General features: G+C 53.0%; 17 protein-coding genes. 10 read left to right on the top strand and 7 right to left on the bottom strand.

The features are described from left to right. Positions 1 to 12 precede the first annotated feature (12 nt). From poxB to AB4H76_RS14970, 4 genes are all read left to right on the top strand, one after another. Positions 13 to 1,731 carry a ubiquinone-dependent pyruvate dehydrogenase gene (gene poxB, locus AB4H76_RS14955; protein WP_000815335.1) on the top strand — a complete coding sequence of 573 codons (1,719 nt, stop codon included), beginning with the start codon at positions 13 to 15 and terminating at the stop codon, positions 1,729 to 1,731. A 36-nt stretch (positions 1,732 to 1,767) separates the two neighbouring features. Further along, positions 1,768 to 2,769: a low-specificity L-threonine aldolase gene (gene ltaE / locus AB4H76_RS14960; protein ID WP_000566372.1), complete on the top strand. Its 1,002-nt coding sequence runs from the start codon at positions 1,768 to 1,770 to the stop codon at positions 2,767 to 2,769. Positions 2,770 to 2,779: 10 nt separating this feature from the next. Then, positions 2,780 to 4,210, top strand: coding sequence for an SDR family oxidoreductase (locus tag AB4H76_RS14965; protein WP_001136560.1), 1,431 nt, complete (start codon positions 2,780 to 2,782; stop codon positions 4,208 to 4,210). A gap of 98 nt (positions 4,211 to 4,308) precedes the next feature. Next, a complete protein-coding gene (locus tag AB4H76_RS14970; protein WP_001338420.1) occupies positions 4,309 to 5,322 on the top strand; it encodes an NAD-dependent epimerase/dehydratase family protein in 1,014 nt (337 codons plus the stop codon). On the opposite strand, the gene amiD is transcribed toward AB4H76_RS14970, so the two are convergent. Further along, positions 5,319 to 6,149, bottom strand: coding sequence for an N-acetylmuramoyl-L-alanine amidase AmiD (gene amiD, locus AB4H76_RS14975; protein WP_001255168.1), 831 nt, complete (start codon positions 6,147 to 6,149; stop codon positions 5,319 to 5,321). The genes AB4H76_RS14970 and amiD overlap by 4 nt on opposite strands. Beyond that, the gene (locus AB4H76_RS14980; RefSeq protein WP_001160737.1) at positions 6,146 to 6,469 is read right to left on the bottom strand and encodes a heavy metal-binding domain-containing protein; all 324 of its coding nucleotides are present in this window, start codon (positions 6,467 to 6,469) and stop codon (positions 6,146 to 6,148) included. The genes amiD and AB4H76_RS14980 overlap by 4 nt, the downstream gene beginning before the upstream one ends. Positions 6,470 to 6,594: 125 nt before the next feature. Between AB4H76_RS14980 and AB4H76_RS14985 the strand changes: the two genes are divergently transcribed. The 6 genes from AB4H76_RS14985 to artJ all read left to right on the top strand — a co-directional run bounded on the left by AB4H76_RS14985 (position 6,595) and on the right by artJ (position 11,219). Continuing rightward, positions 6,595 to 7,110, top strand: coding sequence for a lipoprotein (locus AB4H76_RS14985; RefSeq protein ID WP_044863778.1), 516 nt, complete (start codon positions 6,595 to 6,597; stop codon positions 7,108 to 7,110). A 217-nt stretch (positions 7,111 to 7,327) separates the two neighbouring features. After that, the gene (artP, locus tag AB4H76_RS14990) at positions 7,328 to 8,056 is read left to right on the top strand and encodes an arginine ABC transporter ATP-binding protein ArtP (RefSeq protein WP_000027205.1); all 729 of its coding nucleotides are present in this window, start codon (positions 7,328 to 7,330) and stop codon (positions 8,054 to 8,056) included. Between the two features lie 17 nt (positions 8,057 to 8,073). Next, positions 8,074 to 8,805: an arginine ABC transporter substrate-binding protein ArtI gene (artI, locus tag AB4H76_RS14995; protein ID WP_000756569.1), complete on the top strand. Its 732-nt coding sequence runs from the start codon at positions 8,074 to 8,076 to the stop codon at positions 8,803 to 8,805. A gap of 6 nt (positions 8,806 to 8,811) precedes the next feature. After that, a complete protein-coding gene (gene artQ, locus AB4H76_RS15000) occupies positions 8,812 to 9,528 on the top strand; it encodes an arginine ABC transporter permease ArtQ (RefSeq protein ID WP_001001691.1) in 717 nt (238 codons plus the stop codon). Beyond that, positions 9,528 to 10,196 carry an arginine ABC transporter permease ArtM gene (gene artM, locus AB4H76_RS15005; protein WP_000464491.1) on the top strand — a complete coding sequence of 223 codons (669 nt, stop codon included), beginning with the start codon at positions 9,528 to 9,530 and terminating at the stop codon, positions 10,194 to 10,196. Before artQ ends, artM begins: the two co-directional genes overlap by 1 nt. Before the next feature lie 291 nt (positions 10,197 to 10,487). Then, positions 10,488 to 11,219, top strand: coding sequence for an arginine ABC transporter substrate-binding protein ArtJ (gene artJ, locus AB4H76_RS15010; protein WP_001295905.1), 732 nt, complete (start codon positions 10,488 to 10,490; stop codon positions 11,217 to 11,219). Positions 11,220 to 11,247: 28 nt separating this feature from the next. Here the strand turns inward: artJ and rlmC are convergent, their stop codons facing one another. Genes rlmC through potG form a run of 5 tightly spaced genes read right to left on the bottom strand, consistent with a single transcriptional unit; the run spans position 11,248 to position 15,902 of the window. Beyond that, positions 11,248 to 12,375: a 23S rRNA (uracil(747)-C(5))-methyltransferase RlmC gene (gene rlmC / locus AB4H76_RS15015; RefSeq protein ID WP_001149766.1), complete on the bottom strand. Its 1,128-nt coding sequence runs from the start codon at positions 12,373 to 12,375 to the stop codon at positions 11,248 to 11,250. A 40-nt stretch (positions 12,376 to 12,415) separates the two neighbouring features. Then, the gene (locus AB4H76_RS15020) at positions 12,416 to 12,904 is read right to left on the bottom strand and encodes a YbjO family protein (RefSeq protein WP_000389260.1); all 489 of its coding nucleotides are present in this window, start codon (positions 12,902 to 12,904) and stop codon (positions 12,416 to 12,418) included. A 59-nt stretch (positions 12,905 to 12,963) separates the two neighbouring features. Beyond that, on the bottom strand, positions 12,964 to 13,809 hold the full coding sequence (gene potI, locus AB4H76_RS15025) for a putrescine ABC transporter permease PotI (RefSeq protein WP_001061665.1): 846 nt from the start codon (positions 13,807 to 13,809) through the stop codon (positions 12,964 to 12,966). After that, entirely contained in the window at positions 13,806 to 14,759 is a 954-nt protein-coding gene (potH, locus tag AB4H76_RS15030) for a putrescine ABC transporter permease PotH (protein WP_001093854.1), read from the bottom strand. Before potH ends, potI begins: the two co-directional genes overlap by 4 nt. 9 nt (positions 14,760 to 14,768) lie before the next feature. Further along, positions 14,769 to 15,902 (bottom strand): putrescine ABC transporter ATP-binding subunit PotG, encoded by a 1,134-nt coding sequence (gene potG / locus AB4H76_RS15035; RefSeq protein WP_000996005.1) that lies wholly within the window; start codon positions 15,900 to 15,902, stop codon positions 14,769 to 14,771. Positions 15,903 to 15,937 lie beyond the last annotated feature (35 nt).

A 15,937-nucleotide genomic window follows, 5' to 3' on the forward strand; every position in this document is an offset into this window, starting at 1 on the left:
AGATGGAGAACCATGAAACAAACGGTTGCAGCTTATATCGCCAAAACACTCGAATCGGCAGGGGTGAAACGCATCTGGGGAGTCACAGGCGACTCTCTGAACGGTCTTAGTGACAGTCTTAATCGCATGGGCACCATCGAGTGGATGTCCACCCGCCACGAAGAAGTGGCGGCCTTTGCCGCTGGCGCTGAAGCACAACTTAGCGGAGAACTGGCGGTCTGTGCCGGATCGTGCGGCCCCGGCAACCTGCACTTAATCAACGGCCTGTTCGATTGCCACCGCAATCACGTTCCGGTACTGGCGATTGCCGCTCATATTCCCTCCAGCGAAATTGGCAGCGGCTATTTCCAGGAAACCCACCCACAAGAGCTATTCCGCGAATGTAGTCACTATTGCGAGCTGGTTTCCAGCCCGGAGCAGATCCCACAAGTACTGGCGATTGCCATGCGCAAAGCGGTGCTTAACCGTGGCGTTTCGATTGTCGTGTTACCAGGCGACGTGGCGTTAAAACCTGCGCCAGAAGGGGCAACCATGCACTGGTATCATGCGCCACAACCAGTCGTGACGCCGGAAGAAGAAGAGTTACGCAAACTGGCGCAACTGCTGCGTTATTCCAGCAATATCGCCCTGATGTGTGGCAGCGGCTGCGCGGGGGCGCATAAAGAGTTAGTTGAGTTTGCCGGGAAAATTAAAGCGCCTATTGTTCATGCCCTGCGCGGTAAAGAACATGTCGAATACGATAATCCGTATGATGTTGGAATGACCGGGTTAATCGGCTTCTCGTCAGGTTTCCATACCATGATGAACGCCGACACGTTAGTGCTACTCGGCACGCAATTTCCCTACCGCGCCTTCTACCCGACCGATGCCAAAATCATTCAGATTGATATCAACCCAGCCAGCATCGGCGCTCACAGCAAGGTGGATATGGCACTGGTCGGCGATATCAAGTCGACTCTGCGTGCATTGCTTCCATTGGTGGAAGAAAAAGCCGATCGCAAGTTTCTGGATAAAGCGCTGGAAGATTACCGCGACGCCCGCAAAGGGCTGGACGATTTAGCTAAACCGAGCGAGAAAGCCATTCACCCGCAATATCTGGCGCAGCAAATTAGTCATTTTGCCGCCGATGACGCTATTTTCACCTGTGACGTTGGTACGCCAACGGTGTGGGCGGCACGTTATCTAAAAATGAACGGCAAGCGTCGCCTGTTAGGTTCGTTTAACCACGGTTCGATGGCTAACGCCATGCCGCAGGCGCTGGGTGCGCAGGCGACAGAGCCAGAACGTCAGGTGGTCGCCATGTGCGGCGATGGCGGTTTTAGCATGTTGATGGGCGATTTCCTCTCAGTAGTGCAGATGAAACTGCCAGTGAAAATTGTCGTCTTTAACAACAGCGTGCTGGGCTTTGTGGCGATGGAGATGAAAGCTGGTGGCTATTTGACTGACGGCACCGAACTACACGACACAAACTTTGCCCGCATTGCCGAAGCGTGCGGCATTACGGGTATCCGTGTAGAAAAAGCGTCTGAAGTTGATGAAGCCCTGCAACGCGCCTTCTCCATCGACGGTCCGGTGCTGGTGGATGTGGTGGTCGCCAAAGAAGAGTTAGCCATTCCACCGCAGATCAAACTCGAACAGGCCAAAGGATTTAGCTTGTATATGTTGCGCGCAATCATCAGCGGACGCGGCGATGAAGTGATCGAACTGGCGAAAACGAACTGGCTAAGGTAAAAAGGGTGGCATTTCCCGTCATAATAAGGACATGCCATGATTGATTTACGCAGTGATACCGTTACCCGACCGAGCCGCGCCATGCTCGAAGCAATGATGGCCGCCCCGGTTGGGGACGACGTTTACGGAGACGACCCTACCGTTAATGCTCTGCAGGACTACGCCGCAGAGCTTTCCGGTAAAGAAGCCGCCATTTTTCTGCCGACCGGCACTCAGGCCAACCTGGTCGCTCTGCTCAGTCACTGCGAACGTGGCGAAGAGTATATTGTCGGTCAGGCCGCGCATAACTATCTGTTTGAAGCCGGTGGCGCAGCGGTGCTGGGCAGTATTCAGCCGCAACCCATCGACGCGGCTGCCGACGGCACGCTACCGCTGGATAAAGTGGCGATGAAAATCAAACCCGACGATATCCATTTCGCCCGCACCAAATTACTCAGTCTGGAAAACACCCACAACGGCAAAGTGCTGCCGCGTGAATACCTGAAAGAAGCATGGGAATTTACCCGCGAGCGCAATCTGGCGCTGCATGTTGACGGTGCGCGCATCTTTAATGCCGTGGTGGCTTACGGCTGCGAACTGAAAGAGATCACGCAATATTGTGATTCGTTCACCATTTGCCTGTCGAAAGGTCTTGGGACGCCAGTCGGTTCATTACTCGTCGGTAATCGTGATTACATTAAACGTGCCATCCGCTGGCGGAAAATGGCCGGTGGCGGGATGCGTCAGTCCGGGATTCTGGCTGCCGCCGGGATGTATGCCCTGAAAAATAACGTCGCACGGTTGCAGGAAGATCACGACAACGCCGCCTGGATGGCGGAGCAACTGCGTGAAGCAGGCGCGGATGTGATGCGTCAGGACACTAATATGCTGTTTGTTCGCGTCGGGGAAGAAAATGCTGCCGCGTTAGGCGAATACATGAAAGCGAGAAACGTGCTGATTAACGCCTCGCCGATTGTCCGCCTGGTGACGCATCTTGACGTCTCGCGCGAACAACTGGCGGAAGTCGCCGCCCACTGGCGCGCATTCCTGGCGCGTTAAGGAGAGAGACGTGCCGCAACGCATTTTAGTTCTCGGTGCCAGTGGCTACATTGGTCAGCATCTGGTGCGCACACTCAGCCAGCAAGGGCATCAGATCCTGGCGGCGGCACGTCATGTCGACAGGCTTGCAAAGCTGCAACTGGCAAACGTCAGTTGCCATAAAGTCGATCTCAGCTGGCCGGATAACCTTCCGGCCCTGTTGCAGGATATCGATACCGTCTATTTTCTGGTGCACAGCATGGGCGAAGGCGGCGATTTTATCGCTCAGGAGCGCCAGGTGGCTCTCAACGTCCGCGATGCGCTACGTGAAGTACCAGTTAAGCAATTAATCTTTCTCAGTTCGTTGCAGGCCCCGCCACATGAGCAGTCGGATCATCTGCGTGCTCGTCAGGCTACGGCGGACATTCTTCGTGAAGCGAATGTACCTGTGACCGAACTTCGGGCCGGAATTATCGTTGGCGCAGGTTCAGCGGCGTTCGAAGTCATGCGCGATATGGTCTACAACCTGCCAGTGTTAACGCCGCCACGCTGGGTACGTTCACGCACCACGCCCATCGCGCTGGAAAACTTGCTGCACTATCTGGTGGCGTTGTTAGATCATCCGGCCAGCGAACACCGCATCTTCGAAGCCGCCGGACCAGAGGTGCTCAGTTATCAGCAACAGTTTGAACATTTTATGGCGGTGAGCGGTAAGCGCCGCTGGTTGATCCCCATCCCCCTCCCCACCCGCTGGATTTCGGTGTGGTTTCTCAATGTGATTACTTCCGTACCGCCCACCACCGCCAGGGCGTTGATTCAGGGGCTGAAACACGATCTGCTGGCGGATGATACCGCGCTACGTGCACTCATCCCACAACGGCTGATCGCTTTCGATGACGCGGTACGTAGCACGTTGAAAGAGGAGGAAAAACTGGTCAACTCCAGCGACTGGGGCTACGACGCTCAGGCCTTTGCCCGCTGGCGACCGGAGTACGGTTATTTTGCCAAACAGGCGGGGTTTACCGTTAAAACGTCCGCCAGCCTTGCTGCTTTATGGCAGGTAGTGAACCAAATCGGCGGTAAAGAGCGTTATTTCTTTGGCAATATTTTGTGGCAGACACGGGTGTTGATGGACCGCGCGATCGGTCATAAGCTGGCGAAAGGCCGCCCGGAGCGCGAATATTTACAGACTGGCGATGCGGTAGATAGCTGGAAAGTGATTGTCGTTGAACCGGAAAAACAACTTACGTTGTTATTTGGCATGAAAGCGCCGGGGCTGGGACGACTGTGTTTTAGCCTGGAAGATAAAGGCGACTATCGTACTATCGATGTCCGCGCTTTCTGGCATCCGCACGGTATGCCGGGGCTGTTTTACTGGTTATTGATGATCCCCGCGCATCTGTTTATTTTTCGCGGAATGGCAAAACAAATCGCCAGACTGGCAGAACAAAGCACAGATTAATCGACAAAACCTGCGTTATTCTTTCATGTTTCCCATTGCATCATGGGGGAAATCACGGAAGAATGCGCACGTTATTTTCTCAACAACAGTGGATTGATATGAAGGTACTGGTTACCGGCGCCACCAGCGGCTTAGGTCGAAACGCGGTAGAGTTTTTATGCCAGAAAGGCATCAGCGTGCGAGCGACCGGTCGCAACGAGGCAATGGGCAAATTGCTGGAAAAAATGGGCGCAGAGTTTGTTCCGGCGGATCTGACCGAGCTGGTTTCATCACAAGCTAAAGTGATGCTCGCGGGCATTGATACGCTGTGGCACTGCTCCAGCTTTACCTCACCCTGGGGGACACAACAGGCTTTCGATCTGGCTAACGTTCGCGCCACTCGCCGCCTGGGTGAATGGGCTGTCGCCTGGGGTGTGCGTAACTTTATTCATATCTCTTCCCCCTCCCTGTACTTCGATTATCACCACCATCGCGATATTAAAGAAGATTTTCGCCCTCACCGCTTCGCCAACGAGTTTGCCCGCAGCAAAGCAGCCAGCGAAGAAGTGATCAATATGCTTTCGCAGGCGAATCCACAAACGCGCTTTACTATTCTGCGCCCACAAAGTCTGTTCGGACCGCACGATAAAGTCTTTATTCCCCGTCTGGCGCATATGATGCACCACTACGGCAGTATTCTGTTACCGCATGGCGGCAGTGCGCTGGTCGATATGACCTACTATGAAAATGCCGTGCACGCAATGTGGCTGGCAAGCCAGGAAGCCTGCGATAAGCTACCTTCCGGGCGTGTGTACAACATCACCAACGGCGAGCATCGCACACTGCGCAGCATCGTGCAGAAGCTGATCGACGAGTTGAATATTGACTGTCGTATTCGTTCCGTCCCCTACCCGATGCTGGATATGATCGCCCGCAGCATGGAGCGTTTAGGCCGCAAGTCAGCAAAAGAGCCGCCGCTGACCCACTACGGCGTCTCCAAGTTGAATTTTGACTTTACGCTGGATATTACGCGTGCGCAGGAAGAGTTAGGTTATCAGCCGGTCATCACCCTGGATGAAGGTATCGAGAAAACTGCCGCCTGGCTACGCGACCACGGAAAACTGCCGCGCTAATCCTGCCCGTATTTCTCCAGCAATGCTTCGGCAATCGCCTGAGTTTCTGCATCCGCTTCGCCGTTATATAACGTCGGGCGGAAATGCATCTGGAATGCCATAATCACGCGCCGCTGCTCGCGCGGTATCATATCAGGTTTAACGTCATAACCGTAGCGTGCCAAAAGCTCCAGCAATGACGTAGTATCTACAGGAGTGTGCGGCGCGCGCCCGGCAAGGTAAAAGTTAACCCGCTGCGCATCCGGCCAGGCACCAATCCCCTGCTGCGCCAGTTGCTGCCAGGGAAATAATGGCCCCGGATCGTCTTTGCGCTGCGGTGCGATATCCGCATGTGCCACTACGTTTTCCGGCTTGATGTGATAACGGGCAATAATATCTTTCGCCAGTGGAATAAGCGCCTGAATCTGTGCCGGTTCAAACGGGGCAAAATATTTCACTCCGGCCGATTTTTGCCAGCCACGGTTTTCCAGCTCAATGCCAATAGAGGTGTCGTTAAGGCGCGTTGCCCCGCGCCAGGCGCTAATCCCCGCATGCCAGGCCAGTTCTTGTTCCGGCACCAGTTGCCAGATGCGCGGTTTACCGTTGTATCGCGGTGGTACCGCAGGGACCAGATAATGCGAGCTGACCTGCTTATCGGTCAGTGTCGCCAGCGAGCTATCAAAATCATCTGCGGTGTAGTGGATCACCAGCACTTTAATGCGCGGATACGCCGCCTGCGCCTGGCGTCGGGTATCAAGCTGATATCCCTCTTTCTCGACAATGCCTTTTTCGCCTGCACACCCTGCCAATAACAGAGCGGCAGCGACCAGCCAGAAGACTCTTCTCATCGACGCGTTTTCACCGCCGTACCGCTGACGCTAACCATCAGCATACTGCCGTTTTGCCCGACCGTTTCGTAGTCGATATCAATACCGACGACGGCATCGGCCCCCAGCGCCCGCGCCTGGGAGCCTAATTCCTCAAAGGCGATCTCCCGTGCTTTACGCAGTTCTTTTTCATACGCGCCGGAACGTCCGCCAACGATATCGCGGATACCGGCAAAGAAATCACGGAAAATATTGGCACCTAAAATCGCTTCGCCGGTCACCACACCGCAATATTCAACGATGGTCTGGCCTTCCAGAGTTGGGGTTGTAGAAAATTGCATGATCGATCTCCTTGTTTGCTAAGCCTTCGATCTCAAAAGCATTATCAGACTGATACGCTATTATTGAAAGGATATCATTATTATCGTAGAACGCTTTCAGAGCGATCGCTTATAAGGAAATCATTATGCGCTACAGCAAATTGACAATGCTTATCCCCTGCGCACTGCTCCTCAGTGCCTGCACCACAGTCACTCCAGCTTATAAAGATAACGGCACACGCAGTGGTCCTTGCGTTGAAGGAGGCCCGGATAACGTGGCCCAGCACTTTTATGACTACCGCATTTTGCACCGCAGCAACGACATCACCGCCTTGCGCCCTTATCTGAGCGACAAACTGGCGACACTGCTTAGCGATGCCTCCCGGGATAATAACCATCGGGAACTACTGACCAACGATCCATTCTCCAGTCGAACCACCTTGCCAGATAGCGCCCACGTTGCCAGTGCATCGACTATCCCTAATCGTGATGCCCGTAACATTCCATTGCGCGTGGATCTCAAACAGGGTGACCAGGGTTGGCAGGATGAAGTGTTAATGATTCAGGAAGGCCAGTGTTGGGTCATCGACGATGTGCGTTACTTAGGCGGTAGCGTTCATGCCACGGCGGGTACGCTCCGTCAGTCCATCGAGAATCGCTAACGCCTTGATCAACCAATAAACCCCGTAAATTGTCCGGCATTTCGTGAGGAATGCCGACATTTATGCTCGCCGACCACCGCCCCCGTTATTTTGTGCTATGTTTATTGAATAATGCGCTTTGCTTTTAACTTTTAAAGCAGAAATATTGCATAATTATTCTGTCAAAGGTACTATCTTCGACCTCAATAGCTATCAGACTGCCAGTATACGAGTGTCAATGAGTATTCAATTAAACGGCATTAATTGCTTCTACGGCGCGCATCAGGCGCTGTTCGATATCACGCTGGATTGCCCACAGGGCGAAACGCTGGTGTTACTTGGCCCCAGCGGCGCGGGTAAAAGCTCGCTGCTGCGTGTACTCAATCTGCTTGAGATGCCGCGCTCCGGTACGCTCAACATTGCAGGCAACCATTTCGATTTCACCAAAACACCCTCTGACAAAGCGATTCGCGATTTGCGTCGTAACGTTGGCATGGTGTTTCAGCAATACAACCTGTGGCCGCATCTGACCGTGCAGCAAAACCTGATTGAAGCGCCCTGCCGTGTACTGGGGTTGAGTAAAGATCAGGCGCTGGCCCGTGCAGAAAAACTGCTGGAACGTCTGCGTCTCAAACCTTATAGCGATCGTTACCCGCTGCATCTTTCTGGTGGTCAGCAGCAGCGTGTTGCTATTGCCCGTGCGTTGATGATGGAACCGCAGGTACTGCTGTTCGATGAACCGACCGCCGCACTGGACCCGGAAATTACGGCACAAATCGTCAGCATCATTCGTGAGCTGGCAGAAACGAATATTACCCAGGTGATCGTCACCCACGAAGTTGAAGTGGCGCGTAAAACCGCCAGCCGAGTGGTGTATATGGAAAATGGTCATATCGTAGAACAAGGCGACGCGAGCTGCTTTACCGAGCCGCAAACCGAAGCATTTAAAAACTATCTCTCTCACTAAGATTCGGGATAACAACAATGAAAAAAGTTCTGATTGCCGCGTTAATTGCAGGTTTTAGTCTTTCCGCCACAGCTGCCGAAACCATTCGTTTTGCTACCGAAGCCTCCTATCCTCCGTTTGAATCGATTGATGCAAACAACCAGATCGTTGGTTTTGACGTCGACCTGGCACAAGCGCTGTGTAAAGAGATTGATGCAACCTGCACTTTCTCTAACCAGGCGTTTGACAGCCTGATCCCAAGCCTGAAATTCCGTCGCGTAGAAGCCGTGATGGCGGGCATGGATATCACTCCGGAGCGTGAAAAGCAGGTGCTGTTTACCACCCCGTACTATGACAACTCTGCCCTGTTTGTGGGTCAGCAAGGCAAATACACCAGTGTTGATCAGCTGAAAGGCAAAAAAGTCGGCGTACAGAACGGGACGACACACCAGAAATTCATTATGGATAAGCACCCGGAAATCACTACCGTTCCGTATGACAGCTACCAGAACGCAAAACTGGATCTGCAAAACGGGCGTATCGACGGCGTCTTCGGTGACACCGCAGTGGTCACTGAGTGGCTGAAAGATAACCCGAAACTGGCGGCGGTGGGCGACAAAGTGACCGATAAAGATTACTTCGGCACTGGCCTCGGCATCGCGGTACGTCAGGGCAACACTGAGCTGCAGCAGAAACTCAACACTGCGCTGGAAAAAGTGAAGAAAGATGGCACTTACGAAACCATCTACAACAAATGGTTCCAGAAGTAATTCCTGATGAATGAATTTTTTCCTTTAGCAAGCGCCGCCGGGATGACCGTCGGCCTTGCCGTTTGTGCATTGATTGTCGGGCTGGCGCTGGCGATGTTCTTTGCGGTATGGGAGTCGGCAAAATGGCGTCCTGTCGCGTGGGCAGGTTCAGCGCTGGTAACCATTCTGCGTGGCCTGCCAGAAATTCTGGTGGTGCTGTTTATCTATTTTGGCTCCTCGCAGCTGCTGCTGACGCTTTCGGATGGCTTCACTATCAATCTTGGGTTCGTGCAGATCCCAGTGCAGATGGACATTGAGAACTTCGACGTTAGCCCGTTCCTTTGTGGTGTCATCGCTCTGTCACTGCTGTATGCCGCCTATGCCTCGCAAACGCTTCGGGGCGCGTTGAAAGCGGTGCCGGTGGGTCAGTGGGAGTCTGGTCAGGCGCTGGGGCTGTCGAAATCGGCTATCTTTTTCCGTCTGGTGATGCCGCAGATGTGGCGTCATGCGCTGCCTGGCCTCGGTAACCAGTGGCTGGTGCTGCTGAAAGATACCGCGCTGGTCAGTTTGATTAGTGTGAATGATTTAATGCTGCAAACAAAAAGCATCGCTACTCGTACCCAGGAACCATTTACCTGGTACATTGTGGCGGCGGCGATTTACCTGGTGATCACCCTGCTCAGTCAGTACATTCTCAAACGCATTGACCTGCGCGCGACACGTTTTGAACGGAGGCCCAGCTAATGTTTGAGTATTTACCCGAACTGATGAAAGGGCTACACACCAGCCTGACGCTAACCGTTGCCTCGCTGATTGTGGCACTGATTCTGGCATTGATTTTTACCATCATCCTGACGCTGAAAACGCCGGTGCTGGTGTGGCTGGTGCGGGGTTATATCACGCTGTTTACCGGTACGCCGCTGCTGGTGCAGATCTTCCTGATTTATTACGGGCCGGGCCAGTTTCCGACTTTGCAGGAGTATCCGGCACTGTGGCATTTGTTGTCAGAACCGTGGTTATGTGCGCTGATTGCGTTGTCGCTGAATAGTGCGGCGTATACCACGCAGCTGTTTTACGGTGCAATTCGTGCGATCCCGGAAGGTCAGTGGCAGTCCTGTAGCGCCCTGGGAATGAGCAAAAAAGATACGCTGGCGATCCTGCTGCCGTATGCCTTTAAACGCTCGCTCTCTTCTTATTCCAACGAAGTGGTGCTGGTATTCAAAAGTACCTCTCTGGCATACACCATTACGCTGATGGAAGTGATGGGATACAGCCAGTTGTTGTACGGACGCACCTACGATGTAATGGTGTTCGGTGCGGCAGGGATTATTTACCTGGTCGTTAACGGCCTGCTGACGCTGATGATGCGTCTGATCGAGCGCAAAGCGCTGGCATTCGAACGGCGAAATTAATGTGGCTGCGTACATTCGCCGGGGGGTTTTGTAGGTCTGATAAGACGCGCCAGCGTCGCATCAGACATCAGCACGGTGCCTGTGCCGGATGCGGCGGGGACGCCTTATCCGGCCTACATAGTGCATAAATTCTTATAATGAAGACGGACAACCCACTAAGTTATCCGTCTTTTTTTATTTCATTTAAATTATTTAATCATATTTATTGCATATAAATTCACTTGATGGCATTGTTATCCCATGCCGCAGACACGGCCAAAAATCATAAGATTGACAGACGGGAGTTCCATCATGAAAAAGTTAGTTCTTGCCGCTTTACTTGCTTCCTTTACTTTCGGTGCTTCTGCCGCAGAGAAAATCAATTTTGGCGTTTCAGCCACCTATCCCCCCTTTGAATCTATAGGTGCTAATAATGAGATTGTCGGCTTTGATATCGATCTGGCAAAAGCCTTGTGCAAACAAATGCAGGCAGAATGTACTTTTACTAATCACGCGTTCGACAGCCTGATCCCGTCACTGAAATTCAGAAAATATGACGCCGTAATCTCCGGTATGGATATCACGCCCGAGCGTAGCAAGCAGGTATCGTTTACCACGCCCTACTATGAAAACTCAGCCGTCGTGATTGCCAAAAAAGATACCTACAAAACGTTTGCCGATCTGAAAGGCAAACGTATTGGGATGGAAAACGGCACCACGCACCAGAAATATATTCAGGATCAGCACCCCGAAGTGAAAACTGTCTCCTATGACAGTTATCAGAATGCCTTTATCGATCTGAAAAATGGTCGTATTGATGGGGTATTTGGTGACACAGCGGTGGTAAACGAATGGCTGAAAACCAATCCACAACTTGGTGTTGCTACTGAGAAAGTGACCGATCCGCAATATTTTGGCACCGGCCTGGGCATCGCTGTACGTCCGGATAACAAAGCCCTGCTGGAAAAACTGAATAACGCGCTGGCAGCAATTAAAGCTGACGGTACATATCAGAAAATCAATGACCAGTGGTTCCCACAGTAAGATTCAGAAAGCCGCACCTGCGGCTTTTTTATTGCTTCACCAGCAGCGTCAGCACTTCATAGTGCGCGGTGTGCGGGAACATATCAAAAAGCTGTACCCGTTCGATGCGGTAACCTGGCAGTTCGCGGATATCTTTCGCCATGGTTTGGGCGTTACAGCTGGAGTAGATAATAAAACGCGGTGCCATCGTTGAGAGATAATCACACAGCGGTTTACCAATGCCGCGGCGCGGCGGGTTAACCAGCACCAGCTCCGGCACCTCCCCCTGAGCAGTGGCAAACTGAGTGGAGTCCAGCGCCTGAAATTGTAAACGCGTTAAGCCCAGTTCAGCGGCTGACTGCTTTGCACAGGCAATGGCCTCTGGCGCAATTTCGATCCCGGTTAACTGCATGTCAGGCGTCGCGCAGTGTAAACCAAAGCCCCCCACACCGCAGAACAGATCCCACATATGTTTAACCGGCAGCTGTCGTACCCAGTCGCGCGCGGTGGCGTACAACTGGCTGGCGACCGCCGGATTAGTCTGGAAGAAACTTTGCGGACGGATCCACAGCGGTACGTCATTAAAACGCTCTACCAGTGCCTGTTGTTCGGTCAGGTAGATCTCCGTCTCCCCTTCCATAATCGCCATATGTACCGGCTGAATATTGACGGTAATAACTTTCAGCTGCGGTAGTTGTTCGTGTAACCACGGCAGCGCCTTACGCAGTTGCGCCAACTTGGTATCAGAACGCAGTACAAAGCGCAGCATCATGCCGCCATCACTCTGGCTTTCAGTCAGCAGAATGTATTTCAGTTCGCCACGCTTACGCGCCACGTTGTAGGGCGTTAACCCCGCTCGGGCGATAAACGGTTTTAGCGCCGCAAAAACGGGCGCAAATGAGGCTGGATAAAGCGGGCAGTCACAAAGGTCTTCCGGTGTGCCGTCTCGATGCAGCATACCGAGCAGGGGTTTTTCAACGCTACCACTCACCACCATTTTGGCTTTATTACGAAACCCTTGTTCCGGGCCTGACACCGGCGCGCACCATTCCTCAACCGGAAAATCGGCCAGCAGATTCTTAAGATCGGCGGTTTTAGCGGAGAGTTGCTGTGGAATCGGCTGCGTTATCCACTGACAGGAACGACAGCGACCCGCGTCGTAAAGTGCGCACTGCATACATTGACCTTCACATCATCAGGGCCGACGATTATACACATTATTGCAACTGGAAGAACCGCCGACTGGTCGAGGGAACGAACAGCAGCATCAGGATGAGCATATCCGGCAGCTTCTGCAGCATCAGGCTATGGAAGATTTCACGTTTTGATTCACCGGGAATGCTGAACAGCTCCGGATAACCATACCCCAGCGAAGCCGCCCACAAGTAACTTGCGGCGGTGATTTGTGTCAGCAGATATAGCCAGCGCGCCCAGCGACGCCCTTTCACCAGTGAAAACGCACACCAGATCTCGATAAAAACCAGCACCAGACTGCTTAAAAAGACCAGCGTTAAGCTCCAGGTTTGTACGCTGCGATGAATGAACTCGCCAATACCGCGCACGCCCAGCGTATTGAAAATCATCAGCACGTCGAGGCCACGGATCATAATAATGGCGAGCGCCGCTACCTGCACCAGCGCAGGCACATTCAGGCGAGCATGAGATGAAGATGTTTTCTTAAAAAATCCCAACGTTTCGTCTTCCATGAAAACAATGCCGCGGCATGCGCGGCATTATGTAGCCAGGTTGGAAAATTTTAGTGTCTTCAGCCACGTCTTGCACGCTGGATATCGCGTATCCGCTGTTTTTCTGCGCGAGCCATCAGATACCAGGCGATAAATCCGACAATTCCGACCGCACCGAGAATTAACGTTGCAAGGGCGTTGATTTCCGGATTCACCCCCATCCGCACGCTGGAAAAGACCAGCATCGGTAACGTGGTGGCTCCCGGCCCAGAAACAAAGCTGGCGATCACCAGATCATCAAGCGACAAAGTAAAAGCCAGTAACCAGCCAGAAATGATCGCGGGCATGATCATCGGTAGCGTAATGACGAAAAATACTTTCAGCGGCGTCGCACCGAGATCCATCGCTGCTTCTTCTATCGAGCTATCCAGTTCCCGCAGACGCGACGAAATAACGACTGCCACATAAGCCGTACAGAACGTGACATGCGCCAGCCAGATGGTAAGCATCCCGCGGTCCGCAGGCCAGCCAATGGCATGAGCAAGCGCGACGAATAACAACAACAGCGACAAGCCCGTGATGACATCTGGCATCACCAGCGGCGCGGTGATCATAAAGGCAAAGCCATTTGATCCGCGAAACCTGCCAAAGCGCACCAGCACCACCGCCGCAATAGTCCCGAGGATCGCCGCCGCCGTTGCCGCACAGGCAGCAATTGTCAGGCTTAAACCAACCGCACTCATCATCGCGTCATCGCGCAATAACTCACCATACCAGCGCGTTGACCAGCCGGCCCACACCGTCACCAGTTTCGAGCTGTTGAATGAATAGATCACCAGCATCAGCATTGGCGCGTAGAGAAAGGTGAAGCCCAACAGCAAAATCACAATCCGCCAGGGCGAACGAACTACCGGTAAATTATTCATCCGTGTTCTCCCACGCTTTTTTGCTGGTGTTTGTGAAACCACATTATCGGCACAATTAGCAGCAGCAACATGATGATCGCTACCGCCGAGGCCACCGGCCAGTCGCGGTTGTTAAAGAACTCCTGCCACAGCACGCGCCCGATCATGATGCTGTCCGGGCCACCGAGCAGTTCCGGGATCACAAACTCGCCCACAGCCGGGATAAACACCAGCATCGATCCGGCAATAATCCCACCTTTAGTCAGCGGCACGATCACATTAAAGAACGTTTTCAGCGGTCGTGCACCGAGATCCAGCGCTGCTTCCACCAGCGAATAATCAATACGAATCAACGCGGTATAAATCGGCAGTACCATAAACGGCACGTAAGCGTAAACAATGCCGATATAAACGGCCAGATTGGTATGCAGAATGGTCAGCGGTTGATCGATAACCCCCAGCCACAGCAGAAAATTATTCAGCACACCGTTGTTTTTTAATATTCCCATCCAGGCGTAGACACGAATCAGAAACGAGGTCCACGACGGCAGGATCACCAGTAGTAATAAGATATTACGGGTCGAAGGCTTACTGTGCGCCACTGCCCACGCCAGCGGATAGCCGATCAGTAAACAGCAAAATGTCGAAATCGCAGCCACCTGTAGCGACTGGAGATAAGCATCGAAATAGAGCGGATCGTCGGTCAGTTGCAGGAAATTACCGAGATTAAGAGTGATGGACAGTTGCCCGTCAGCCCACTCCATCAGTTCGGTATAAGGCGGAATGGCGCGCGCCATCTCCGCCAGACTTATTTTAAAGACGATCAGAAATGGCAGCAGAAACAGCAAGATCAACCAGATATATGGCAACGCAATGACCAGTTTGCGCCCATGCTTCATTTGCAGCTGCGACAACCACAGCTTAAATCCGCCCGGCGGTTTCGACTGGGCAGCAGGTTCAAGTGTATTCATCTTTGCTCCTTAAACCGTCAGCACCACACAGCTGTCCACTTCCCAGCACAAACGCACTTCGTCGCCCCAGGTCGGTAACCCTTTACGATGACGATGGGCGTTTTGTAGCTGGGCGCTAATCATCTGCCCACTTTTCAGACGAACGTGATACACCGAAAGATCGCCGAGATAGGCAATATGTATCACCTCCCCCACCGCGAAGTTACAACCATTGGCGGGCGGCTCTTCGCAAAGCATGATTTTTTCCGGGCGCAGAGCCACATGTACCGGCACGTTATCGACCACCGAGGCATCCGCGTCGACTTTCAGTGGATGCACCAGCCCCGGCGAATCAAGCACCAGGCCATCTTCCTGACGCTCTTTGAGTACGCCTTCAAAGACGTTTACCGAGCCAATAAATTCGGCGCTATAGCGGGTAGTCGGATGCTCGTAGATCTCTTCCGGTTCGCCAATCTGGACAAATTTCCCACGATTCATAATGGCGATGCGCCCCGCCATGGTCATCGCCTCTTCCTGATCGTGAGTAACCATCACGCAGGTCACACCGACGCGCTCCAGAATATCCACCACTTCAAGCTGCATCCGGTCACGCAATTTTTTATCCAGCGCGCCCATCGGTTCGTCGAGCAGCAGAAGTTTTGGGCGCTTGGCAAGGCTTCGGGCCAGCGCCACACGCTGTCTCTGACCGCCGGAAAGCTGATGCGGTTTGCGTTTGGCGAACTCCTGCATATGCACCAGCCCAAGCATCTCGTTGACCCGGCTGGCAATTTCCGCTTTCGGTAGTTTGTCCTGTTTCAGGCCAAAGGCGATGTTCTGCTCCACAGTCATATGGGGAAACAATGCGTAAGACTGAAACATCATATTGATGGGGCGTAGATAAGGTGGCACCTGTGACAAATCGACGCCATCAAGCATAATCTGTCCGGCAGAGGGTTGTTCAAAACCTGCCAGCATACGCAGCAGCGTGGATTTACCACAGCCGGAAGCGCCCAGCAGCGCGAAGATTTCACCTTTGTAGATAGTCAGGCTGACATCATCCACCGCATGTTGACCATCGTAGGATTTGGTGAGGTTGCGGATTTCTAATAGCGGCGTCAGCGCCTTACGGGTTTTCGCCTGCGGGCGAGGGATAGCGTCATTCACGGCTGCTCTCCGGCATTGAATGTGTGCAAGCGCAC

Source organism: Escherichia sp. UTM R2 (assembly GCF_048593455.1).
GTDB lineage: Bacteria > Pseudomonadota > Gammaproteobacteria > Enterobacterales > Enterobacteriaceae > Escherichia > Escherichia coli.